Here is a 24,512-nt window from a genome sequence, read left to right as displayed (position 1 = left end):
TTATTCAGCTGCCTGTGCCATCAGTTTACGGGTATGCTCGTTTTCAATCCGGGCAACCTCTTCGGCAGGGATATAGTAATCAATATCCTTATCAGCGCTGCGGGCAATTACCGAACCGATAACACCAACAAGGCCAATAGCAGCCAGCCACCAGATGTACCAAACCGCAGCAAAACCGAAGATCAGGGCAAAGATACCACAAGCCAGACCCAGAGAGGTGTTCTTGGGCATGTGGATTGCTTCGTACTGAGCACCAGCCTGACGGGTATCAATACCATTTTCCTTATCATGCATGAACGCATCGAGTTCGTGCACATGAGGAACGATAGCAAAGTTATAAACCGGCGGCGGAGAAGACGTGGACCATTCCAGCGTACGACCATTCCATGGGTCACCGGTCACGTCGCGGTTCTGCGGCAGGTTACGGTCACGGATGGAAACATACAGCTGTGTAAGCTGGCAAGCGATACCAAGCATAACCAGAACTGCACCAACTTCAGCAACCAGCAGCCACGGATGCCATGCCGGGTTGTCGTAGTGGTTCAGACGACGGGTCATGCCTTCGAAACCGACAATGTAGAGCGGTACGAATGCGCAATAGAAGCCAACAAACCAGAACCAGAAAGCGCGCTTGCCCCAAGTTTCATTCAGTTTGAAGCCCATCACCTTCGGGAACCAGAAGTTCATGCCGCAGATGTAACCGAAATACACACCACCAATAATGGTGTTATGGAAGTGAGCAATCAGGAACAGGGAGTTATGCAGAACGAAGTCAGCACCCGGAATAGCCAGCATAACGCCGGTCATACCACCGATGGTGAAGGTGATCATGAAGCCAACAGCCCAGTACATGCAGGCATGGAACTGGATGCGGCCCTTATACATGGTGAACAGCCAGTTAAACAGCTTAACACCAGTAGGAATGGAGATGATCATGGTCGCGATACCGAAGAAGGCATTCACGTCCGGACCAGCGCCCATTGTGAAGAAGTGGTGAACCCACACAAGGAAGGACAGAACCATGATGGAGCAGGTTGCGTAAACCATGGTGCTGTAACCAAACAGCGGCTTGCCGGAAAATGCAGGAACAACTTCCGAAAACACACCGAAGGCAGGGATAACAAGAATATAAACTTCTGGATGGCCCCAAGCCCAAATCAGGTTGAGGTACAACATCTGGTTGCCACCACCATCATTGGTGAAGAAGTGCATCCCGAAGTAACGATCCAGACCCAGCAGAGCAACTGCAACCGTCAGAACAGGGAAGGCCACCATGATCAGGATGGAAGCACAGAAAGCTGTCCAGGTGAAAACAGGCATTTTCATCCAGGTCATGCCCGGAGCGCGCATCTTCACGATGGTTACAAAGAAGTTCACACCGGTCAGCAGCGTGCCAACACCGGAAATCTGAACGGCCCAGATGTAGTAATCAACACCAACGCCAGGGCTGAACTGATTTTCGGACAGAGGCGGATATGCCAGCCAGCCGCACTGCGAGAATTCACCAATGAACAGAGAAACGTTCACCAGGATAAACGCAACAGCCGTCATCCAGAAGCTCAGGTTGTTCAGGAACGGGAAGGCAACGTCACGCGCACCAATCTGCAGAGGCACGATGAAGTTGAACAAACCAGTCATGAACGCCATGGCCAGGAAGAAGATCATGATCGTTCCGTGAGCGGAGAAGATCTGATCGTAATGGTGTGGTGGTAGATAGCCTGGGTTACCTGCATACGCCAGCGCGAGCTGAGTACGCATCATGATAGCGTCAGCAAAACCACGGAAAAGAGCGACCAGTGCCAGGATGATGTACATCACGGCTAGACGCTTGTGATCAACAGAAGTGAACCACTCTTTCCAGAGGTAGCCCCACTTACCGTAATACGTAATAAGTCCCAGTACCGCGACACCGACAATGACAACGCCGATGAACGTCCCTACCAGGATCGGCACATCCAACGGGATGGCCGAGAGCGATAGTCTCCCTAGCATAGATCCTATTCCTTCATATTCATGTCGGACATCGCAGACTGCTGCACCTGGATCATCTTGCCAGTGCTTTTGTCCATGACCATGCCATTGTTGTACTTGGCAACGATCGTGTTGAACATGCCGGGTTCAACATGCGCGAAATACTCGACGGGGTTCGCTTCGCTTGGGGCAGCAAGTTTCGGATAGGTCTGGCTATCCAGCTGCTCGGAAGAAGACTTCACCTTTTCAACCCAGGCATTGAATTCATCACCGCTTACAGCAAGCGTGTGGAATTTCATGTCAGAAAAGCCACGGCCACTGTAGTTGGCAGATTCACCCAGATAGTCGCCTGGTTCGCTCGCCAGCAGATGAAGCTGGGTCTGCATGCCTGCCATTGCATAGATCATGGAACCAAGACGCGGGATGAAGAAGGAGTTCATCACGGAATCAGATGTGATGTTGAAGTCAATCGGGGTGTTGACCGGAATGGCCAGCTGATTGACCGTTGCAATACCCTGTTCTGGGTAGATGAACAGCCATTTCCAGTCCAGAGCCACCACTTCAACGTGCAGAGGCTTGGTATTAGCTTCTGCTTCAAGTGGCTTATACGGGTCCAGAGAATGACAGGTCTGATAGGTAATCACTGCCAGGAAGAGGATAATCAGGGAAGGCACGCCCCAAATAATCACTTCAATTTTGTTGGAGTGGCACCACTTCGGCAGATACTCGGCGCTCGTGTTAGACTGGCGATACTGCCAGGCAAACAGAAGCGTCAGCAGGATGGTCGGAATCACAACAATCAGCATTGCGACTGTGGAGGTGGCAATTAGGGTTTTAACCCCTTCACCCACCGGGCCTTTCGGGTCGAGAACATCAAGTTCACACCCGGCAAGCAGCAATGCTGACGATAGGCCGCCCAATCGCGCCACTCTCGCCAGTAACTTGTTTTTCATCGCACGCCTCTTGGTTCTGACATCAAATTAGCCTCACTAAGACTCTTTGTTCTGCTGCCATAGAAGCCTGACAACAGCAAGAAAAACCGCGTTTCAACACGTCCCCCCTACCACTAACACATGCCAGACCGTTATTTCCCTCATAAACAGAGGGAACACGACACATCATGCCGGTGACAAAATGAACGGAGTGCGAAAACACCTTGTCGGCACTTTATTCCTAAAGCGCAGATTCTCAAATGTCGGAAAAGTTCCATCAGCCTTTCGTCATAATCAGGTTAGCTGATATGGCGCTGCGGCATGGGTACGCCGGTGCGATAAAAACAGGGGCAAACAACTTCACGAAATATTACAAAATATTTCATTATATCTTATCGAAATACAATTTCGCTTTCGATTTCATGCCGTTACATGAAAAAAATTTATCTCACATTTCCGTTACAGAATCTTGAATCACAATAACGGCCTGTTTTAGTACGCATTCCAGACAAACATGCCGCCATTCATCCAGAGCATACCTTCCCATACAAAAAAACCCAGCCCTCTGAGGGGCTGGGTTTTCTTTTCCAAGATGCCGACAAAGCCAGTAACCTATGCCGACTCCTTATATAAATTAGTCGTTGGAGTTTCTTGCGCCCATAAACTGCAGAAGAAACTGGAAAAGGTTGATGAAGTTCAGATACAGGCTCAACGCATCATATACGCTGCGCTTGGCTGTCATTTCCGGGCCTTCATATGCAGCAAGCTGCGGATAGGTGACCCGAATACGCTGCGCATCAAACGCACTGAACGCTGTGAAGATGAAGACGCCGACAATGCTGTACACATAGTACAAAGCCGGGCTCTTCAGGAACAGGTTCACCAAACCAGCAATCAGCAGCCCAAAAAGCCCCATCATCAGGAAAGAGCTGAAGCGCAACAGGTTGGCTTTGGTGACATATCCCCACAAAGATGTTGCGGCGAACATGCAGGCCGTTACCAGAAAAACCCGAACAATGGATGTATCTGTATAAATAACGAAGATATTGGCCATACTGGCGCCCATGGCAGCGCAGAACGCCCAGAACAGTGCTTGCGCACCCTGTAGGGAAAGCCTGTTCAAACCAAAGGACATCACCAACACAAACGCCAATGGTAAAAGCATGGCAACGTCACCCAACAATGTTGGGCGCGGCACCAAGCCACCCGGCACTTGCACCACCTGAAAAAACAGGTGGCTCAAACTTGTGTTGGCAATAACATATGCCACTATACCGGTAAGCAGCAGGCCAGATGCCATCCAGTTATAAACGCGTAGCATATAGGCCCGCAGCCCAGCATCCAGATTGGCTGCCTGCGCATTCCAGTCTGTGGGCGTAGCGGGGGATCGGTAGTCGTGACTAAACGACATGGTGTTTAACTCTCCTTGTCCGGACAGGCCGGCTTTGCTTAATACTTGTGGCTGCCCTGCCCTGTCGTCAAGGGTTACAAAGAATCAGGTCAAAAACAGGGCGTTTGATTCCCGCCTGATTGTTATCTCTTAATATAACGCATTCCCCCACAAATCGGCTCTCACAAGCCAAGGAATAAAGTACCAGTATGTTTCTGATTGCCGGGATCCGCCTCCCCGCCCCCATGCTGGAGTTCTTCCAGCAGATTCAGACCTTCTTTCCCAACCGGGAATGGGAGCCTGAACCCTTCCTCTTTTTGCCTCTGGTAATTGTGGGAGAAACCACTGACCCAGACATCATGGAGAATCTGGATACAGGTCTGCTTTCTATCCAAACATCAACACCGGCAACACTTGTTCATGCTGGGTTAGACGTTGTGCAGCAAGGTGAACGAATCATTCTTACGGCCAAGATTCTGTCGGCTGTGTGTGATCACCTTTCCGTGAAAATCAGGCGTCAGGCTCAACACGCAGGCCTGAAGGTGAAGCGCACCTGCCACCCACTCAGCGTGCCACTCGCCACGATCTCAACAGTTCCCCCAGAAGACGTCCACAACTGGTTACGTATCCACCATAGCCTGCGTGCACCAGAAGAGGAGGTTTATGAATTCACCCTGTTCAGTTCTTGGAAAAATCGTGAAACGACAGATATGGAACTTCTGGCTGATTATGCGTTTACATCAGGTTGCATCGCACCCTCATCCTTGTTATAACAAGAATTGTAAGCGCCTTTCATAACCTGATTGTGAGCATAATTTCCTGCTCTACAGGCCTGTAAGCACGGGAAATTATCCCGCAGAATGGAAGCTGCTATTCCTTCCCCGTGATTGACAGACAGCGTTCCCCTTGGCTGTTGTGTGAGAAACCGGCCTGCCGGCTATCTTTTTCCTCACCGTATATAATAGTCGAGGACATGAACGCATGACCCGCCCCGCCTCCGCCAAGAGACGTTCACTGCTAGGAATTCTCGCGGCCGGAACAATCTGTGCCGCTGCTTTGCCTTACGCGGCAGTCCCTGCCCGCGCTGACGGTCAGGGTAATACGGGGGAAGCGATCATCCATGCAGATGATCACCCCGAAAACTGGCTTTCTTATGGTCGCACCTACAGCGAACAGCGCTATAGCCCGCTTGATCAGATCAACCGCTCCAACGTGGGTGATCTTAAGCTGGCTTGGTACTACACGCTGGATACCAACCGCGGTCAGGAAGCAACCCCGCTGGTTGTAGATGGCATTATGTACGCCACAACCAACTGGTCCAAAATGGAAGCGCTGGACGCTGCCACAGGTAAGCTGCTTTGGCAGTATGACCCCAAAGTGCCAGGCAACATTGCTGACAAAGGCTGCTGTGATACGGTTAACCGTGGTGCAGGCTATTGGAACGGCAAGGTTTTCTGGGGCACGTTTGATGGCCGTCTGGTTGCTGCCGATGCAAAAACCGGTAAAAAGGTTTGGGAAGTTAACACCATCCCAGCCGATGCCTCTCTGGGCAAGCAGCGCTCCTACACAGTGGATGGCGCGGTACGCGTAGCAAAAGGCCTGGTGCTGATTGGTAACGGTGGTGCCGAGTTTGGTGCCCGTGGCTTTGTTTCTGCATTTGATGCCGAAACCGGTAAGCTGAAATGGCGCTTCTACACCGTTCCGAACAACAAGAACGAACCTGACCACGCTGCATCAGATAATATTCTGATGAACAAAGCCTACAAAACCTGGGGCCCCAAAGGCGCTTGGGTTCGCCAGGGTGGCGGCGGCACCGTATGGGATTCTCTGGTTTATGATCCGGTCAGTGATCTGATCTATCTGGCTGTTGGTAACGGGTCCCCCTGGAACTATAAGTATCGTTCCGAAGGCATTGGCTCCAACCTGTTCCTGGGTAGCATTGTCGCACTGAAGCCTGAAACCGGTGAATATGTCTGGCACTTCCAGGCAACTCCGATGGATCAGTGGGATTACACCTCGGTTCAGCAGATCATGACACTGGATATGCCCGTGAATGGCGAAATGCGCCATGTGATCGTGCATGCACCTAAAAACGGCTTCTTCTACGTTCTGGATGCCAAGACTGGTGAGTTCCTGTCCGGCAAAAACTACGTTTACCAGAACTGGGCTAATGGTCTGGACCCTCTGACAGGTCGCCCGATCTACAATCCAGATGGTCTGTACACCCTGAACGGCAAGTTCTGGTACGGTATCCCCGGCCCACTGGGTGCGCATAACTTTATGGCTATGGCCTACAGCCCAAAAACGCACCTGGTCTATATCCCGGCTCACCAGATTCCGTTCGGTTATAAAAACCAGGTTGGTGGCTTTAAGCCTCACCCGGATTCCTGGAACGTTGGTCTGGATATGACCAAGAACGGTCTGCCTGATACCCCAGAAGCCCGTACAGCCTACATCAAGGACCTGCACGGCTGGCTGCTGGCATGGGATCCGGTCAAGATGGAAACCGTCTGGAAAATTGACCACAAAGGTCCGTGGAACGGCGGCGTTCTGGCAACCGGCGGTGATCTTCTGTTCCAGGGCTTGGCCAATGGTGAATTCCACGCCTATGACGCCACGAATGGTAGTGATCTTTACAAGTTTGACGCACAGAGCGGCATTATCGCTCCGCCTATGACCTATAGCGTCAACGGCAAGCAGTATGTTGCTGTTGAAGTGGGCTGGGGCGGCATCTACCCCATTTCCATGGGTGGTGTGGGCCGTACTTCTGGCTGGACAGTTAACCACTCCTACATCGCTGCGTTCTCTCTGGATGGCAAAGCCAAGCTGCCAGCTCTGAACAACCGCGGCTTCCTGCCAGTAAAACCACCTGCACAGTATGACCAGAAGGTCGTTGATAACGGTTACTTCCAGTATCAGACCTACTGCCAGACCTGTCATGGTGATAACGGCGAAGGTGCAGGCATGCTGCCTGATCTGCGTTGGGCCGGTGCTATCCGCCACCAGGATGCCTTCTACAATGTGGTTGGTCGCGGTGCGCTGACGGCTTACGGGATGGATCGCTTTGACACCAGCATGACGCCGGATGAAATTGAAGCTATCCGTCAGTATCTGATCAAACGAGCAAACGACACGTATCAGCGTGAAGTGGATGCTCGGAAGAATGACAAGAATATTCCCGAAAACCCGACACTTGGCATTAACCCCTAATGCCTAGGCAGAGTTACGACGTCATTCAGCACACAGGCGATAAGTGGTAAAAATGATGATTAACAGGCTAAAAGCTGCCCTGGGGGCAGTCGCTGTCGGGCTTCTTGCGGGAACGTCCCTGGCGCATGCACAGAACGCTGATGAAGATCTGATCAAGAAGGGCGAGTATGTTGCGCGCCTAGGGGACTGTGTGGCTTGCCACACATCCCTGAACGGTCAGAAATATGCTGGTGGTCTTTCTATCAAGACCCCCATCGGCACAATTTACTCCACCAACATCACGCCAGACCCTACGTACGGGATTGGCACCTACACATTTAAAGAGTTTGATGAAGCCGTGCGCCATGGCGTGCGTAAGGATGGTGCTACGCTGTATCCAGCAATGCCCTACCCATCCTTCGCCCGTATGACGCAGGATGACATGAAGGCTCTGTACGCATACTTCATGCATGGCGTACAGCCGATTGCTCAGAAAAATCATCCAACTGATATTTCTTGGCCGATGTCCATGCGTTGGCCGCTGTCCATCTGGCGCTCTGTATTTGCTCCGGCTCCCAAGGACTTCACACCGGCTCCCGGCACAGATGCTGAAATTGCACGTGGTGAATACCTTGTAACCGGCCCTGGCCACTGTGGTGCGTGCCACACACCGCGCGGCTTTGGTATGCAAGAAAAAGCTCTGGATGCATCTGGCGGGCCAGACTTCCTTGGCGGCGGTGGCGTAATCGACAACTGGATTGCCCCAAGCCTGCGTAACGATCCGGTTCTGGGCCTTGGCCGCTGGTCTGATGAAGACCTGTTCCTGTTCCTGAAATCCGGTCGTACCGATCACTCCGCAGCCTTTGGTGGCATGGCAGACGTGGTTGGTTGGAGCACCCAGTACTTCACCGATGCGGATCTGCACGCCATGGTGAAATACATTAAATCCCTGCCGCCGGTTCCGCCTGCACGTGGTGATTACAGCTACGATGCTTCTACGGCTCAGATGCTGGATTCCAACAACATCTCCGGCAATGCTGGTGCAAAAACATATGTGGATCAGTGCGCAATCTGCCATCGTAACGATGGTGGTGGTGTAGCCCGTATGTTCCCGCCGCTGGCTGGTAACCCAGTTGTTGTTTCCGATAACCCGACATCTGTTGCTCACATTGTGGTTGATGGTGGCGTTCTGCCTCCTACCAACTGGGCACCTTCTGCCGTGGCCATGCCGGATTACAAAAACATCCTGTCTGACCAGCAGATTGCAGATGTTGTAAACTTCATCCGTTCTGCATGGGGTAACCGCGCACCGGCTAACACAACAGCAGCAGATATCCAGAAACTCCGTCTGGATCATACGCCGCTGCCAACACCGGGTTGGGCTAATGCAACTGAAGAATCCGCTACATGGGGCCTCTTCATGCCGCAGCCTTACGGCGCTGGCTGGACCTTCGCGCCGCAGACACATGCTGGTGTGGATGAAGCACAGTAAAGCTTCTGCCTAAATAACTGGCCTCTTTCATGGGGCTGGTTAAAAAGCGCTGTAGTGTTACCACTACAGCGCTTTTTTTATGTTGTTTGCATTGTGAGTGAGCAGATCATCCCCACATGTTTGAACAACATGAGTCAGACCCAGACAAAATTGAAATTGTACACACCACATTCTGCAGAAAGCAGTGATGTGGAAACACAACTGAACTGTCTGGTGCAGGAAATCAGACAGTGCACGGCTTGCGCACATAAGCTGCCATTAGGCCCACGGCCCGTTTTGCATGTTTCCCCCCATGCACGTTTACTTATTGCCGGACAGGCACCGGGCACACGCGTACATGAAACCGGGGTTTCTTTTAACGATGCTTCGGGAGATCGCCTGCGGGGTTGGCTTGGTATGAGCCGAGACGTCTTTTATGATTCTAACCGCGTAGCCATTTTACCTATGGCGCTTTGTTATCCGGGTGTGTTGCCTAAGGGGGGCGATCGTCCACCCCCACCGGAATGTGCCAGCTTATGGCGCGAACGTATTCTGGCTTTACTGCCAAACCTGCGCCTAACCCTTTTAGTTGGATCCTACGCTCAGAATTACGTTTTGGGAAAAGGCAAAGTATATGAGCGGACAGAGAATTTTCAGGATTTTCTCCCGCAATATTTTCCCTTGCCGCACCCATCATGGCGCACCGGAGCATGGGAGCGTAAAACCCCCATGTTTCAGGAAAAAATCATTCCAGCTCTTCGGCACGAAGTGGCTCGGGCACTGGCTGATTAAACAGAACTAGAGCACCAAAAGTAGGCGCACGTCATTCACATTCGTTAACGTTGGGCCTGTTTTGACAAGGTCATCCAATTTCTCAAAAAAGCTGTAACTATCATGCCGTACCAGAAAATCCTCGGCCGCTATATTGTTTTGCAGGCCGCGTTCTAATGTATCCGGGGTAAATATGGCGCCTGCAGCATCTTCCGTACCATCAATGCCATCAGTATCCCCCGCCAACCCCCATATACCTGCCTGCCCATGTAAAGCGACCGCACAAGAAAGCAGAAACTCCGTATTACGCCCGCCCTTTCCTGGTTTTGTACCTGCACGAATACTCACGGTTGTTTCCCCGCCGCTCAGCAAAACAGCCGGAGCACGCACAGGCACAGCATGCGCCTGAACAGAACGCGCAATACCACTCATCATCACACCCATGACGCAGCTTTCCCCTTCCAGGGCATCTCCTAAAATCAAAGGAGTAACGCCTGCTTTGCGCGCCACCTCTGCTGCTGCCTGTAGTGCCATAAAAGGGGTTGCTATCATTTCAACCCGATTGTCTGCGTTGACAGAATGCTGAGCAGAAAATGCAGTGGTGTTTTTCTCCAGAACATGACGAACAGATTCAGGCACGTCCAAATTGTATTTATCAAGAATACGCAAAGCATCTTGAGATGTTGTGGCATCCGGCACGGTAGGACCGCTGGCAATAATTGCCGGATCATCTCCGGGTACATCACTAATCACAAGTGTTACCACTTGCGCAGGTGCGGCTGCTAAAGCCAGCTTGCCACCTTTAATAGCTGACAAATGCTTACGCACTGTATTCATTTCAGAAATTGCCGCGCCAGAATGTAAAAGCTGGCGGCCAATATTCTGCTTTTCTGCCAGAGTGATACCCTCTACCGGCAAAGCCAGTAGCGCAGACCCTCCGCCTGAAATCAGGGCAATAACAAGATCATCTGATCCCAACCCTTGAACGGCCCGCAAGATATCATGTGCAGCCTGTTCGCTCCGCGCATCTGGCACGGGATGTGACGCTTCCAGAATCGTAATATGGCGCGTTGGAACAGCATGCTCATCCCGCGTAACCACAACACCCTGCAAAGGCACATCTGGCCACGCAGCTTCCAGCGCGGCCGCCATAGCGGCAGAGGCCTTGCCCGCCCCCACAACAATGCAGCGGCCTTTGGGTTTTTCCGGCAAATATTCTGCCAACACCTTAAATGGATCTGCTGCAGCAACCGCTGCATCAAACATGCTGCGCAACAGGATACGGGCTTGCTCATCCTGTTCTATTTTGATGTCTGACTGCACCAATGAAACATTCTCCTGCAATGCTTTACCCTAATATCAGAACCTGTTTATGGCCCATCTGGTTTAGGTAAATGCTTTATCCAAATATGGAGAAGACGCATCAAAGAACGCTCGGTTCTCTGCCAATTCTGTTTCTATCACGCGCAGGCTGGCCAATGCCCGCAACATTTCTTCACGAACTGAAAGATTTGCTTCGGTTTCTTCGCAGTTTAACAAATACTCTACAGCTATATGTGTTGCGCGCGCAGTCCGGCCATATTGTCCACCATATCGGCCTGTAAAACGCTGCATGCGTTCCATCATGACTTCTACGGCTTTTTGTGCTTCTGGCGGCAGAATATTCTTTGCCAGAACAGTACGTAACCGCAGCACGTTCAATGCGATGGTCATGCTAGATAGCACGCCGCTTAAATACCGTTCCAAGACATAGGTATTCCCATCATCCGTTGCCATGGTGGAAAGGCGCACAAAACCATCTACACTGCGCCCGATAATTTCCGTTACCGCAGGTGGTCTGCGCTGCCCTGCCAAACGGCGCAAGCCACGCAGAATGTTCACACGCATATCCCACCGCAAGCCGTCTGGATCATACGGCAGAAACACGCGGTACATCCACATGCAGAACATCATGGCCAACAATAGCGGCATGGCGGTGTTGAAATACATGATTTCATCCATCCGGCCCTGATTGATTGGCCCCACTAGAATAGGCAGAAACAGATTATAGGCCACAGCCGCAAGCACCAGCGGAGGCCACGCAAAGGCTAACCCACCAATCAACATGGGCACAGCCAGACACATGGCCATCATTTCATAAATGGTCGGCTGGGCCATCACCCACAGATCAAGCAGTGCGCTCATGCCAATGACACATACAGTGCCATGCAGGAACGCCTGTGTGGCAAGAGCAGGCTGCTCCAAAGTAGAGAACAGCGCACACACAATGCCCACAAACATAATAAATGTAAGGCCGTCAGGCCACGCGGTGGTAATCCATATAACACCAGCCAGAAAGATGGTGACGGAAGCCCGCAAGCTATTGGTAAACGCCATCCGCCAGTCTCGGTAAGACTTCATGGGGTAGCGGAAATGATCATGCGGTTGCGGATTGCGGCTCATTTCAAACTGTTCAATGGCCAGATACAATTCTTCCAGCATGGTATCCAGCTTATGCAACAGTTGCCCTTGCCGGGTGAGCACTTCCTCCTGATTCACATCCATTGGGGGATGCGTGGCGGCTTCCATTTCTTTTTCCAGGCAACTCGCGGCCAGTTGTCGGCAGGTTGCCCGTAAAGACGTGAGATCCCGTAAAACCGGCTCAATAGGCTGATCATTATCCAGCCTGTCTGGCAGAGCCTGCAAAAAAGTGCTCACCTGCCGGGCTGTATCCTGATACTCCGCCCCCTGACTATGCGGCACCTCCAGCAACGCGCCCAAATCCAACCCGCGTGACAGCAACACTGTAATGGCTGCCAGAGCAGCTCGGGCGTGATCACCCTCGTGCTGATGCTTCCCCATTTCAATTTCAGCAAACTCGACCTGATCGCTCAGCGCGATAAGAGTGGAGAACACCCCGGGCGAATTTGCCACAGCACGCCTATCGCCCTGCAACAAGCGCAAAATGGCGGGCACCGCGCCTTTAAGGGCCTGCACAAAGTTGGTTGCCAGACGTGTTCTGGCCCGCAGCCCCAACTGATACTGAAATAGGGAAGAAATTGTGGTTTCCACCACAATACCAAGCGTAATGTATGTGGCACGCGCCATTGCGATCTGAAAAATATGATCGGGCGCTACTATGCCGTCCAGCGCAATAATAACGTATGTAAAACCCGATGCCCGCATACCATGGATACGGTAATTGGTCATAGCCGCGGGGCCAGGCAACAACGTGCCTATAAAACAGAAAGTGCCAATCCCTACAGCCACAAAAAAGATATAGAGCAGTGGTGATTGCGGCATACTGGCCACCAGCACGATGGCGCATATTGTGCCCACCACCATGCCGAACATATGCCAGCGCGCCTTGGCAATGGATTTACCGCGCGTGCCCTGCGCCACCATCCATACGGTAAGAGCAGCCCATTGCGGGCTCCCCAATTCCCACCACAAGGCAATGCCAAGAGCGATTAAGGATGAAATGGTGGTGCGAAGCGCATACCCAAAAGAAAGCAGATTGGGCGCAAACAGCCAGCGCAAGTGGTCAAGCTTGCGTGGTGGACCGCCACCAACAAGCGCCTGCCGGACAATAATAGAGACCGACCGCCAAAGCTGCCCCAAGGAAAGCGTCATGCTTTTCACGCGGCCAAACCTGAGGTGCTAATGGGGAAACAACGTGCCATACATCTTCTCTTACCCCAACATGGCAGAAAAGCGTATTCACACCTCATATGTTCTGTTCTGCACCCAGATGTGCAAACAGAACATATGAATATTGAAAAGTGCTTATTCTTCGTAAGTTAATAAAGTGGAAACTGGTGCATCCACTTTATTACGGCCACCCAGGCTGGTTAGCTCTACCATAACAGAAGCGCCTACCACGTTGGCTCCTGCCTTGCGCAGCAGTGCTACAGAAGCGGCCAAGGTGCCACCGGTTGCCAGCAGATCGTCCATAACCACAACGCGCTGGCCGGGCTGAATGGCGTCTGCCTGAATTTCCAGCGTATCGCTGCCGTATTCCAGATCATAGGTGTGGGAAATGGTTGCACCCGGCAGCTTGCCACACTTACGCAGCATCAGCAGCCCGCATCCCAAGCGATCCGCCAGCGGTGCAGCTGTTAAAAACCCGCGGGATTCAACGGCTGCCAGCAAGTCTGGCTTAAGTGGCGCTACCTGCCGCGCCAAACGCCCCATGGCCAGCTGCCACGCATCCGGATTCCGCATAAGAGTGGAAATATCGTAAAATAGAATGCCCGGTTTAGGAAAATCGGGAACGTGCCGGATAAAGCGCTTGAGGTCGATTTCCTCATGTGCCGTCATGGCCTTAATAATCCTTCCTGCGTGCCAGCCCAAGGCTGACCCTCTGTTACTTCTGCCTTGTATCCTGCCAAAAAGAAGAACACGTTCGGGCAATCCGGCGCCCGCTCTATCCTGCATGCGCCGGTTCTGCAAGGTATGGCGGCTTTTCCCTTATGGTCTGCTTATGCCCCGGTACGTGCACTCAGTGCTGCTGTTACCACTTCCATCAAGCCATCCCGGCGGAAGGGTTTGGCCAATAGACGCGCGTTTGCCACACCACCTTCTGGCAGTTTGGAATCCGCTGTAAGATCCCCTGACATATAAACCACAGCCAGTTCAGGATACCGTTCCACCAACACGCGTGAAAGGGTTAGACCATCCAGCGGGCCGGGAAGCTGGATATCCGTTACCAGCAGATCAAGAGCCCCTTCCGCAGCCGCAGCCACATCAAACGCCTGTTCACCATCGCCAGCCTCCAACACGCGGTGGCCCGCCATGCTCAGAATGGTCACGACAATATCGCGAATAGCTGCGTCATCTTCCACCACCAGCACCTGCAAAGCCTGTGATGGCGCTGGTTTGCTTATTTTAGGCAGCGCGGTCGGCTGCAAAACCTGCGCAGCGGAAAGAGCTGTCGCCTTGGGCAACCACAAGGAAACCTCCGTCCCACTCCCGCTGCCAGTTGCCACCACAACGCGCCCCTTCACCTGTTGAGAAAAAGCCAGAACCATGGCCATGCCAAGCCCTGTTCCTGCACCCTCTCGCTTGGTGGTAAAAAACGGTTCAAACAGATGGTCCAATACCTCACGTGTCATACCGCTGCCGCTATCAATCACGTCCAGCCTCACCCAATCCCCGGCGGGAAGCGGAGTCGGGTCGGACACCACGCGCATGTTGCGGTCTTCCTCAACAGGCAGGCTCATCAGATCTGCATTGACGGAGAATGTCACATTCCGAGCGGCAATACGCAGCCGACCACCAGAAGGCATGGCATCTCGCGCATTGATAGCCAGATTGAGCACCGCACTTTCAAGCTGTGCCGGGTCTGCCCGCACGGGCCATACGCCCGAAACATCTGCACATTCCACCACAATTCTGGGGCCAATCACGCGCGCCAACAGCCCATCGAGCAGGGAAAACAGATCGGCTAGGTCAAAGCAGTCTGGCACTCCGGTTTGCTGCCTGCGCATAAAGGAAAGAAGCTGGCTTGTAAGAGCTTCAGACCTATGCCCTGCATGTGTTGCGGCAGACAGATATTCCTGCCGTTGCTCTACCTGATCTGGCAGATCGTGCTCTGCTGCAAGCTCCAGATTTCCCAAGATAACGGTCAGAAGGTTTTTGAAATCGTGGGCAATGCCTGCGGTAAACTGCCCCAGCGCGCGCAGCTTTTGCGCCTCACCCAATGCGCGCTCACTACGCAAACGCATGGTAATATCTGCAGCTGTCAGCACAAAGCCACGCCGTTCTGCTGCTCCATCTGGAGCAAAAAACAATGTGCGGCACAGTTCCAGATCTGCGCCATTAATGCCCTTGCATTCCACCACTACAGGCGGTGCGGGCTGCCCTTTGGCCAAGCTGGTTTCAACATGCTCCAATGGTTCAAGCAGCGGTACACCATCTACCACCAGCACTGCGCTTAAATCATTGTAAGACAGGCCAGGTTTGAAAAAACTCTTTTCCAAACCCAGCGCCACAGCCAATTGTTCGTTCCAGTGCCATAAGTGGCCATCGGCACCAAATACGGCCACGCCAAGGCTCAAACTGTCCAGCGTTGCCCGCAAACGCAAAGCCAGATCACGCGATGAAGCCTCGGCCCGTGCTGCTGCCAAGGAAGAACGATCCAGCACCCAACCTGCTGAAACAAGGCTGAAAACACCAGTCAGAATCCCCAGCAACGCCAAGCGGCGCTGCCAGCTTGTGTTGCGCAGCATATTGGCAACACGGTCTGCCTGATCAAGCGTGCTGGCCCGGCTGAGAATGGAAAGATTCTGATCCAGATCCGCCAGAAGTTGCGCCCCTCCGGCGGGCGTGCCCTCTGGTGAATGGGGCCATGCACTTATGGTTTCAAGCTGCTGCCACACGCTTTGCAGTGGTTCTACGCGGCCACCGCCTTCACGCAGTTGCACTACACGAAAGGATTCGAACTCACGCCGTGCATCAGAAAGCTGCTGAATGGCCTGCACATAACAACTGCCATCCTGCGGCTTATGTTCGGCCATCCATGCATAATGGCATATGCGGGCATCACTGGTAGCGTGGTGCAGCCCGCGCAAGTAATTGCCTGCCGCGGTGCTCTGACGGTCCAGATTACCATGCCGGGCCATTTCATTGCCCAGCTCAATCCCCATTGTACCAAAAGTTACAATCAGCAGCCCGGCGCCAATAAGCGCCAGAACGTGGGCCCGTCTTGCTGGATGCCGTGGCATGTTATGCACGCTCCCTTCCCTCACCCCATCTTTTCATCTGGACTGGGCCGCAGCCCTGTCGCCGTCAAGAGCAGAGCGGGCATAACCGCTTTTTGTACAATTTTTAGTTCACATTCTGTCGATTAGGCCGCAGCAGCCCCATCAGGAACATCAGAATAGCACCACAACACATGCACCCTGCCATAGGAATTGCAGACACAGCCGGAAATTGCCCAACCACAACGCCCGCCACAGCACCCAGCACATATTGCAGCGTGCCAGCCAGAGCCGAGGCCGCCCCGGCAAGAGAGGGATGGTCTGCCAAAGCCCCCATCATGGCATTGGGGAAAATAATACCTGTAGGTGCAAGGGCCAGTAACATGGCCGCAATAACCAACCACACTTCATATGGCTGCCATGCCGGAGGTGCGTACCACGCGCTCCACAAACTCACTGCTACCAGCAGAATCCCTCCAGTAACGGAAAGGCAGATCGCGCCCATCAGCAGCTTGCCGGAATCAATACGCCCCACTAACAGCCCGTTCACTTGGGAAGCCCCGATCATGAACACCGCAAAAAAGCCGAACAGCATGGAAAAATGCAGCGGTGAGAAATGAAACAGCTGCACAAACACAAATGGAGCTGCCGTAAGATAGCTGAAAGACATGAAGGTGGAAAAAGCCGTTATCAGCGCATGGCTGGCAAAGGCCCGATCTCGGATGAGGGTGACGTAACGTGTCACAAGCGTGAAGGGAGACAATGCGACCCGCCGATCATACGGGAGGGTTTCTGGCAGCACGAACAGAATAAGCGCCACGCATATCGCGCCATAGGCCGCAGAAGCCCAAAAAATAATCCGCCAGGACACAAACTCTACAACCAGACCACCCAGCATGGGGGCCAAAATAGGCACAACCCCCATGACCATGACCAACTGAGACATCATGCGTGCCCCGGCATTACGGTCTGGCACCATATCGCGCACACAGGCCGTGGGAATAACCAGGCTGGCCGATGCCCCAACGGATGCCACAAACCGCGCAATGGAAAACGTGGTGATATCTGGCGCAAATGCACATACGGCAGAAGCCACGGCATACAGGGCATTGCCTATAAGCATGGGGCTACGGCGCCCAAACCTATCTGATAAAGGGCCAACCGTAATCTGCCCGATAGCCAACCCCACAAACCAGATGGACAGCGTAAACTGCACATTGCCCGCACTTGTATGGAAGGTCTGCTCCATGGCCGGAAAAGCAGGCAGATAGATATCTGTCGAAATAGGTCCAACGGCTGTCAGGAACCCTAAAAGCAGAGGTACCCACATGGGGATGCGCCCACCAATAAAAGACGTTCCGGCATCCCGCACAGCAGAGGGAGAAGCCATAAGCAGCACTCCAAAAAACAAACAAAAACAGAAGGAAAAGAAAAATGTCTGGCAAAAACAGCGCTAACAGCTCTGCAGGCTAGCGCCTTACTATTTTACAAGAGGGTTAGAATGAGCCCTTAGTTCCTGATACCTCAGAAACAGCCAGACCATATACGGATCAGGAAACCTGCCGGGCTATACGTGCATGCCGCCATAACCACACCCCAATGGCGCCAGACAACACAAACAACGCGCCACCTGCGGCATACTGCCAGAAAGTACCTACCTGAACCCCTGCCCCCAACAAAACGGCAACAAGGTTCTGCGGGATACCGCCCAAAAGGGTTGCTGTAAAAAACGGCAGCACATCCATACCTGAAATGCCCCCCAAAAGGTTCAGCAGTAATGCGGACCCCACGGGCAGCAGCCGCAAGGTAAGGATACTAGAAAACGGCTGACGTGTCAGAAATGCGTCCATTTGGGCAAAACGTTGCCCCAATTTCTGCCGCGCCCATACACGCCCACCCCATCTGGCCCAGAAAAACCCGGCCAAGCACCCCAATGTGGAGGCTATGGTGATAAGTGCAAGGCCTTCCCACAATCCATAAGCCAATCCGGCGGCAAATCCGGCCACTTGGCGTGGCAGCCCAAACCCACACCACAAAACAGCACCAGATAGAAACACCATGCGGCCCCATACGCCTTGGCGCAGTACATCCGTACCATGCAGCATGGTATGAAGAGCTGGCACATGCCGCAACCCAACCGCCCCCACCACCAATACAAGCAGCATGAGCAGTGGACGCAAAAGCGATACAGAGGACCGAGAGGGAGGACGAATATGCTGTTCCATCCAGCCTAGCGGTACCATCTTCTTGCAGCAGCCCGCAAGCTGGCTGTAAACCCGATACAGAAATTTAACCCACAGCGCCAAAGGCTGCCATGCCCACCTCATCATCCCCCCAGACAGACATGACACCCGCCCATCGCAAGCTCATTTCAGGCTGGCTGTTTCTGCTTTGCTTCATGCTGCTGGGCATGATCGCCATTGGCGGCGTAACGCGCCTGACGGGTTCGGGCCTTTCCATTATGGACTGGCAGCCCGTAAGCGGCTTTATCCCGCCCCTTTCTCACGCTGAGTGGGAAAGGTTGTTCGCGCTTTATAAAACCATTCCACAATATCACCTTCAGCATGAAGGATTTGGGTTGGAAGGGTTCCAGAAAATTTTCTGGGCGGAATGGATTCACCGCTTCTGGGGCCGTCTGATGGGGCTGGTGCTTCTGCTGCCCCTGATCTGGTTTGTTGTGAAAGGGATGATTACGCGCCGGCTGGCCCTGCTCTTGTTCATCTTTTTTATTCTGGGTGCACTACAGGGTGCCATTGGGTGGTTTATGGTGGCTTCTGGCTTCCGCCCCAACAGCACGGCGGTGGAACCCGTACGACTTGTGCTACACTTGAGTGCGGCATTGTTACTTTATGGCGCTATTTTGTGGACGGCATTTTCTATCCGCTGGCCCACGCCAGAAAGCCATGGCTCATCTTCCGCCGCACGTTTGGCTAAGCGGTTGGCTTGCTTCACCATCGTGCTGCTGTGCACCACCATTATTGCCGGTGGGTTTGCGGCTGGCACACATGCAGGGTTCCTGTTCAACACCTTCCCGCTGATGGATGGGCATCTGATCCCGACCGATTATGCCCAGCTTTCCCCTTTCTGGATGAACTGGTTCATCAACAAAGCGGCTGTGCAGTTTGACCATCGCCTTCTGGCCACTCTTACAGCCCTGAGTATTGGCGCTGTGCTCCTTGTTGGCCTGAAAGCAACGGATCTGGGGTCTAAAGCCCATAACGCCTTCATTCTGCTGGGATGGGCTGTGGTTATTCAGTACGCGCTTGGCGTAACCACCCTGCTGTTGATGGTGCCTGTGTGGGCTGGTGCTGTGCACCAAACATTCGCTGCCGTGTTGCTGGGTGTTATGCTGTATGTGCTGCATTGCCTGCGCGGCACCAAGGCTGTGGCCTGAGAGAGCCTTTAAGAACGTTTTAGTGTTGCGTTTGAAAAACTGGACGGTATGGTGCTGCGCATGAATTCCGAGTGGTTCACGTCCGATTCCCTGCAGACCCGCAAATTAGCGGGCGCGGGCGGCGTGGCCCTCCGTCTGGATCTTCTCCTTCGACTAATCTGCCCCTGAGCGAGCCAGGTGGCCCAGCGCTGCCACGCCCAGGGGAGAACGAAAAGAGCGCCCGTGCATAAACGGGCAGAATATGGCACAGCCCCTCTATTCTTGTTCCAGACCAGACTTTTTCAGGAAGAATTCCATGTCTGCTGATACCACCAGCTTCAATCATCCGTCCTTTGGCCGCATGACGCCAGACCGCGTGATTGTGTTTGACACCACCCTGCGTGATGGCGAGCAATCTCCCGGTTTTTCCATGAACCTGGCAGAAAAACTCCGCATGGCGGAAGCGCTGGCCAATCTGGGCGTGGACGTGATTGAAGCGGGCTTCCCGGTTGCTTCCAAAGGTGATTTCGAATCCGTTAACGAAATTGCCAAAAATACCAAGGGTTCCGTTATCTGCGCACTGGCACGTAGTGGTGGCGCCAAGGATATTACTGCTGCGGGTGAGGCTCTGGCCCCGGCAGAACGCAAGCGTATCCACAACTTTATTTCCACCTCTCCGCTGCACATGAAATACAAGCTGCGGATGGAGCCAGAAACTGTTCTGGAACTGATTACATCTGGCAATGCTGCAGCCCGCAATCTGACAGATGATGTGGAATGGTCTGCTGAAGATGGCTCCCGCACAGAACCGGATTTTCTGTGCCGCTGCGTGGAAGCCGCCATTAAGGCTGGCGCCACCACCATCAACATTCCCGATACGGTTGGTTACGCCACACCCGAAGACATGGAAAAAATCTTTTCCATGCTGCGCCAGCGTGTGCCGGGTGCAGATCAGGTGATTTTCTCTGCCCATAACCATAATGATCTGGGTCTGGCTGTTGCCAATACGCTGGCTTCTATCCGTGGTGGTGCGCGGCAGGTGGAATGCACCATCAATGGTATTGGCGAACGTGCAGGCAATGCCGCGCTGGAAGAAATTGTGATGGCGCTGCGCACACGGCATGACCAATACCCCTTCACGACCGGCATCCATACAGAAGGCCTGCTGAAAGTTTCTCGTATGCTGGCCACCATCACCAGCTTTGATGTGCAGCCTAACAAGGCCATTGTGGGCCGTAACGCCTTTGCGCATGAAAGTGGCATCCATCAGGATGGCGTGCTGAAAAATGCCGCAACTTATGAAATCATGACCCCCGAAAGCGTGGGCTGGACCCGTTCTTCCCTGGTTATGGGCAAACATTCCGGGCGCGCTGCCTTCCGCGACAAGCTGAAGGTGCTGGGTTATGAAGGCATGGATGAAACACGCCTGAACGAAGCCTTTACCCGCTTTAAAGATCTGGCTGACCGTAAAAAGGTTGTGTACGATGATGACATCATCGCGCTGGTGGATGATGAAGCCCGTGACCACGACCGCATCCGTTTTGGTGCGCTGAGCCTGAAATCCATTTCTGGCCAGCCTTCCGAAGTTGATCTGGAACTGAGCGTGGATGGCAAGGCTATTGATGCCAAAGCCACAGGCAATGGCCCTGTGGATGCTGCGTTTAATGCCCTGCGCAAGGCTTTCCCGCATGAAGCACGTCTGGCCCTGTTCTCTGTAGGTGCTGTAACGGAAGGCACGGATGCACAGGCCCGCACAACCGTGCGTCTGGAAGAAGCCGGCAAAATGGTAGACGGTCAGGGTGCAGATGCAGATACAGTTGTTTCGGCCGTACGCGCTTATGTGCATGCACTGAACAAGCTGCTGGTTAAACGTGCACGGACAGAACCAGAAGCCCTGACAGTCTGAAAAAACTTTTCAGACCCTCCTGCAAAACCGGGCAGACAGACCTTACCTTGAGATTATATGTCAGTTTCTTGACGGAAGGTCTTGTCTGCCTCGTTACGCACCGGTAATTCCTGCTCACATATTTCCAAAGCAGCAGGGGCAGGTTAGCGTGCCCGGCTTTCTCGTCCTCTGTTGTATGGTGCCCGCTTCAACCAGGAGTCCTGGATGTTTTCTCGTCTGCTCGGTCTCATGTCTGCCGACATGGCTATTGACCTGGGTACTGCCAACACCCTTGTTTACGTAAAAGGACGGGGTATCGTTCTGAACGAACCGTCTGTTGTGGCTATTGCAGATATACGAGGAAAAAAGCAGCTTCTTGCCGTGGGCGAAGAAGCCAAGCAGATGGTTGGCCGTACGCCGGGTAATATTACGGCCATTCGTCCCATGCGTGATGGCGTGATTGCTGATTTTGAAGTGGCGGAAGAAATGATCAAACATTTCATTCGCAAGGTTCATAATCGCCGCGCCTTTGCCAGCCCCCAGATTATTGTATGCGTGCCCTCCGGCTCCACTGCTGTGGAACGCCGCGCCATTCAGGAAAGCGCAGAAAGTGCCGGAGCGCGGCGTGTGTTCCTGATTGAAGAGCCCATGGCAGCCGCCATAGGTGCTGGCCTGCCGGTTACAGAACCTTCTGGCAGCATGATTGTAGATATTGGCGGCGGCACCACAGAAGTGGCCGTTATCTCCCTCGGCGGTATTGTGTATGCACGTTCCGTACGCGTAGGCGGAGATAAAATGGATGAAGCCATTATCTCCTATATTCGCCGCACCCACAGCTTGTTGATTGGTGAAAGTTCAGCAGAGCGTATCAAAATTAGCCTTGGCTCCGCTATGATGCCGGATGAACCGTATGAAAACGGCCCGTGGCAAGATGTTAAAGGGCGTGATTTGATTAACGGTGTCCCGCGTGAAGTGCAGGTTTCACAAGCTCAAATTGCGGAAAGCCTTATGGAGCCCGTAAGCCAGATTGTGGATGCCGTAACAACCGCGCTGGAAAACACCCCACCAGAACTTGCTGCCGATATTGTTGATAAAGGCATTGTTCTTACCGGCGGTGGCGCGTTGCTCTACCGCCTGAGCGATGTGCTCCGTCTTGCAACAGGCCTGCCAGTTACAGTAGCTGAAGATGCACTTTCCTGCGTAGCTTTGGGCACAGGCCGCGCCTTGGAAGAAATGAAACGTCTGCGCAACGTGCTGACAACAATGTATTAACCCAAGGCACCAGCTATCTGGCTGTAATCCGGCGCCAGAATGCAAACGGGCATGCCTTCCGCTTTCCTTCCCTCTAATTGGGGTTCCCGGCTTTCATGATCCCGGTTTCCATCCAGGTAAGACAAGCTCTTGGCAAACTGGTTTTGCCAGTGCTGCTGCTATTGTCTGTTGGGATTATTATTGCTGGGCAAGCCGATAGAAGGCTGGCTGATACGGCCCGCATGTATGTAGCAGATGCCTTAGCCCCTTTGTGGGGGCTTATTGCTCATACGCAAACAGATGTCAGCCACCTTGTGCAGGGCGTAAAAGACGCCCGGCATTTGGCTGAAGAAAACGCCAAGCTCCAAACCGAAAACGCCAAGTTGCGCCGTTGGTATGATGTAGCTGTCTCCCTCGCGCGGGAAAATGATAACCTAAAAACAGAGTTGCACTGGGTGCCAGAACCTACCCCTGCCTTTGTAACAGGCCGGGTGGTGGCAGATAGTGGCGGCATGTATGCCCGTGCTGTGTTGCTTGTAGCTGGCACCACCAGTGGTGTGCATGTTGGCAATGTGGCTTTGGCAACAAATGGTCTGGCAGGACGGGTTACCGAAGTTGGCCCTCATGCAGCACGCGTCTTGTTAATAACCGATATTGCCAGCCGCCTCCCCATTGAGCTGGAATCCAGCCATGCCACGGCCATAATGGCAGGCGACAACTCCCCCATGCCAAGGTTGATGTACTACCCGCAGGATTCACGCCCCATTGAAGGGGAGCGTGTTGTCACCAGTGATCAGGCGAGCGCCTTCCCCATGGGGCTGCCTATTGGCACGGTACATTATCTGCACCCCGGACAACCGGTTGTGCAGCCCTTTGTGCAACTGGATAAATTGACCATGCTCCGCGTGTTCGATTTTGGACAATCTGAAATTGAACCACCTGATGCACCGGGCCACGTGCCACTTACCCGCCCGCATAGGCCATTAGCACTGCCGTTCAAGACACTTCTGGGACAAGGGCAGGAAGGGTAACCTGATGTCCGATTCCACACCCCCATCATGGGACCCAGATCTTGAACCACGCCTAACACTTGGTCAGAAGCTGGACCGCACAGCGCGCCATCTGCTGCCATCGGCTTTTATTGTTCTGGTTATTATCTTTTTTTCGGCACCCCTTGCCATTCCCGGTTCTGCCGAACTGCTTTCCGCCATTGTTATTGGCTCGGTATTTTTCTGGTCTGTTTGGCGGCCTACGGGCATGCCCGCTCTGGCACCGTTCTTGCTAGGCCTGTTTATGGATCTGGTTGGTTTTACACCTTTGGGCGTCAGTTCATTTATTCTGCTTCTGGTGTACGGAATCAGCACCTATGCCCGGTTTGGGCTCATGCGCATGAATTTTTTAGTAGTATGGTTCCTTTATGGTCTGATAGGTGGAGCCGCTTCTTTACTGCAATGGGCGTTGGCATGTTTGTTCCGGCTGCACGGCCTTGATCCGGCGCCTGCCTTTTTTGAAGCACTGCTGTGCATAGGGGTTTATCCGTTGCTTTCCGCCACCTTCTCATGGTTCCTGCATATTCTGGATGAAAAGGAATCCGCATGA

The 24,512-nt window shown here is 53.2% G+C and carries 18 protein-coding genes; 9 read left to right on the top strand and 9 right to left on the bottom strand.

Annotated features, from left to right (window positions below; translation table 11 throughout):
• From cyoB to EOV40_RS00670, 3 genes are all read right to left on the bottom strand, one after another.
• On the bottom strand, positions 1–1,992 hold the full coding sequence (gene cyoB / locus EOV40_RS00680) for a cytochrome o ubiquinol oxidase subunit I (RefSeq protein ID WP_087651677.1): 1,992 nt from the start codon (positions 1,990–1,992) through the stop codon (positions 1–3).
• 5 nt (positions 1,993–1,997) lie between these two features.
• Positions 1,998–2,924 (bottom strand): ubiquinol oxidase subunit II, encoded by a 927-nt coding sequence (gene cyoA, locus EOV40_RS00675; RefSeq protein WP_006116679.1) that lies wholly within the window; start codon positions 2,922–2,924, stop codon positions 1,998–2,000.
• A 613-nt stretch (positions 2,925–3,537) separates the two neighbouring features.
• Positions 3,538–4,314, bottom strand: a complete 777-nt coding sequence (locus tag EOV40_RS00670; protein ID WP_128104754.1) for a Bax inhibitor-1/YccA family protein — start codon at positions 4,312–4,314, stop codon at positions 3,538–3,540.
• 188 nt (positions 4,315–4,502) lie between these two features.
• On the opposite strand from EOV40_RS00670, the gene EOV40_RS00665 reads away from it, so the two are divergent.
• The 4 genes from EOV40_RS00665 to EOV40_RS00650 all read left to right on the top strand — a co-directional run bounded on the left by EOV40_RS00665 (position 4,503) and on the right by EOV40_RS00650 (position 9,745).
• Positions 4,503–5,066, top strand: coding sequence for a hypothetical protein (locus EOV40_RS00665; RefSeq protein WP_128104753.1), 564 nt, complete (start codon positions 4,503–4,505; stop codon positions 5,064–5,066).
• Between the two features lie 208 nt (positions 5,067–5,274).
• Complete coding sequence (locus tag EOV40_RS00660; RefSeq protein WP_050818997.1) at positions 5,275–7,503, top strand: PQQ-dependent dehydrogenase, methanol/ethanol family; 2,229 nt, start codon at positions 5,275–5,277, stop codon at positions 7,501–7,503.
• Between the two features lie 52 nt (positions 7,504–7,555).
• Positions 7,556–8,974, top strand: coding sequence for a cytochrome c (locus EOV40_RS00655; RefSeq protein WP_050818996.1), 1,419 nt, complete (start codon positions 7,556–7,558; stop codon positions 8,972–8,974).
• A 129-nt stretch (positions 8,975–9,103) separates the two neighbouring features.
• Entirely contained in the window at positions 9,104–9,745 is a 642-nt protein-coding gene (locus EOV40_RS00650; RefSeq protein ID WP_208729217.1) for a uracil-DNA glycosylase family protein, read from the top strand.
• 6 nt (positions 9,746–9,751) lie between these two features.
• Here EOV40_RS00650 and EOV40_RS00645 read toward each other — a convergent pair whose 3' ends face one another.
• The 6 genes from EOV40_RS00645 to EOV40_RS00620 form a co-directional block, all read right to left on the bottom strand.
• Complete coding sequence (locus EOV40_RS00645; RefSeq protein ID WP_128104751.1) at positions 9,752–11,047, bottom strand: glycerate kinase type-2 family protein; 1,296 nt, start codon at positions 11,045–11,047, stop codon at positions 9,752–9,754.
• A 63-nt stretch (positions 11,048–11,110) separates the two neighbouring features.
• Positions 11,111–13,345, bottom strand: coding sequence for an FUSC family protein (locus tag EOV40_RS00640; RefSeq protein ID WP_050818995.1), 2,235 nt, complete (start codon positions 13,343–13,345; stop codon positions 11,111–11,113).
• A gap of 144 nt (positions 13,346–13,489) precedes the next feature.
• Positions 13,490–14,023, bottom strand: coding sequence for an adenine phosphoribosyltransferase (locus tag EOV40_RS00635; protein ID WP_050818994.1), 534 nt, complete (start codon positions 14,021–14,023; stop codon positions 13,490–13,492).
• A gap of 161 nt (positions 14,024–14,184) precedes the next feature.
• Positions 14,185–16,428, bottom strand: coding sequence for an ATP-binding protein (locus EOV40_RS00630; RefSeq protein WP_128104750.1), 2,244 nt, complete (start codon positions 16,426–16,428; stop codon positions 14,185–14,187).
• 103 nt (positions 16,429–16,531) lie between these two features.
• Positions 16,532–17,794, bottom strand: coding sequence for a multidrug effflux MFS transporter (locus tag EOV40_RS00625; protein ID WP_128104749.1), 1,263 nt, complete (start codon positions 17,792–17,794; stop codon positions 16,532–16,534).
• Between the two features lie 160 nt (positions 17,795–17,954).
• Positions 17,955–18,734, bottom strand: a complete 780-nt coding sequence (locus tag EOV40_RS00620; protein ID WP_128104748.1) for a TVP38/TMEM64 family protein — start codon at positions 18,732–18,734, stop codon at positions 17,955–17,957.
• Between the two features lie 14 nt (positions 18,735–18,748).
• On the opposite strand from EOV40_RS00620, the gene EOV40_RS00615 reads away from it, so the two are divergent.
• The 5 genes from EOV40_RS00615 (at position 18,749) to EOV40_RS00595 (ending at position 24,512) form a co-directional block, all read left to right on the top strand.
• Positions 18,749–19,798 carry a COX15/CtaA family protein gene (locus EOV40_RS00615; protein ID WP_208729292.1) on the top strand — a complete coding sequence of 350 codons (1,050 nt, stop codon included), beginning with the start codon at positions 18,749–18,751 and terminating at the stop codon, positions 19,796–19,798.
• 295 nt (positions 19,799–20,093) lie between these two features.
• Positions 20,094–21,683 carry a 2-isopropylmalate synthase gene (locus tag EOV40_RS00610; protein ID WP_128104746.1) on the top strand — a complete coding sequence of 530 codons (1,590 nt, stop codon included), beginning with the start codon at positions 20,094–20,096 and terminating at the stop codon, positions 21,681–21,683.
• Between the two features lie 204 nt (positions 21,684–21,887).
• Positions 21,888–22,934: a rod shape-determining protein gene (locus EOV40_RS00605; protein WP_003629847.1), complete on the top strand. Its 1,047-nt coding sequence runs from the start codon at positions 21,888–21,890 to the stop codon at positions 22,932–22,934.
• Positions 22,935–23,029: 95 nt separating this feature from the next.
• Positions 23,030–23,944 (top strand): rod shape-determining protein MreC, encoded by a 915-nt coding sequence (gene mreC / locus EOV40_RS00600; protein WP_128104745.1) that lies wholly within the window; start codon positions 23,030–23,032, stop codon positions 23,942–23,944.
• Positions 23,945–23,948: 4 nt separating this feature from the next.
• Positions 23,949–24,512 (top strand): rod shape-determining protein MreD, encoded by a 564-nt coding sequence (locus EOV40_RS00595; protein ID WP_128104744.1) that lies wholly within the window; start codon positions 23,949–23,951, stop codon positions 24,510–24,512.

This window comes from Acetobacter oryzoeni (assembly GCF_004014775.2).
GTDB lineage: Bacteria > Pseudomonadota > Alphaproteobacteria > Acetobacterales > Acetobacteraceae > Acetobacter > Acetobacter oryzoeni.
Note: the sequence above shows the minus strand (reverse complement) of the source record. Positions and strands in the feature narration are given on the sequence as shown.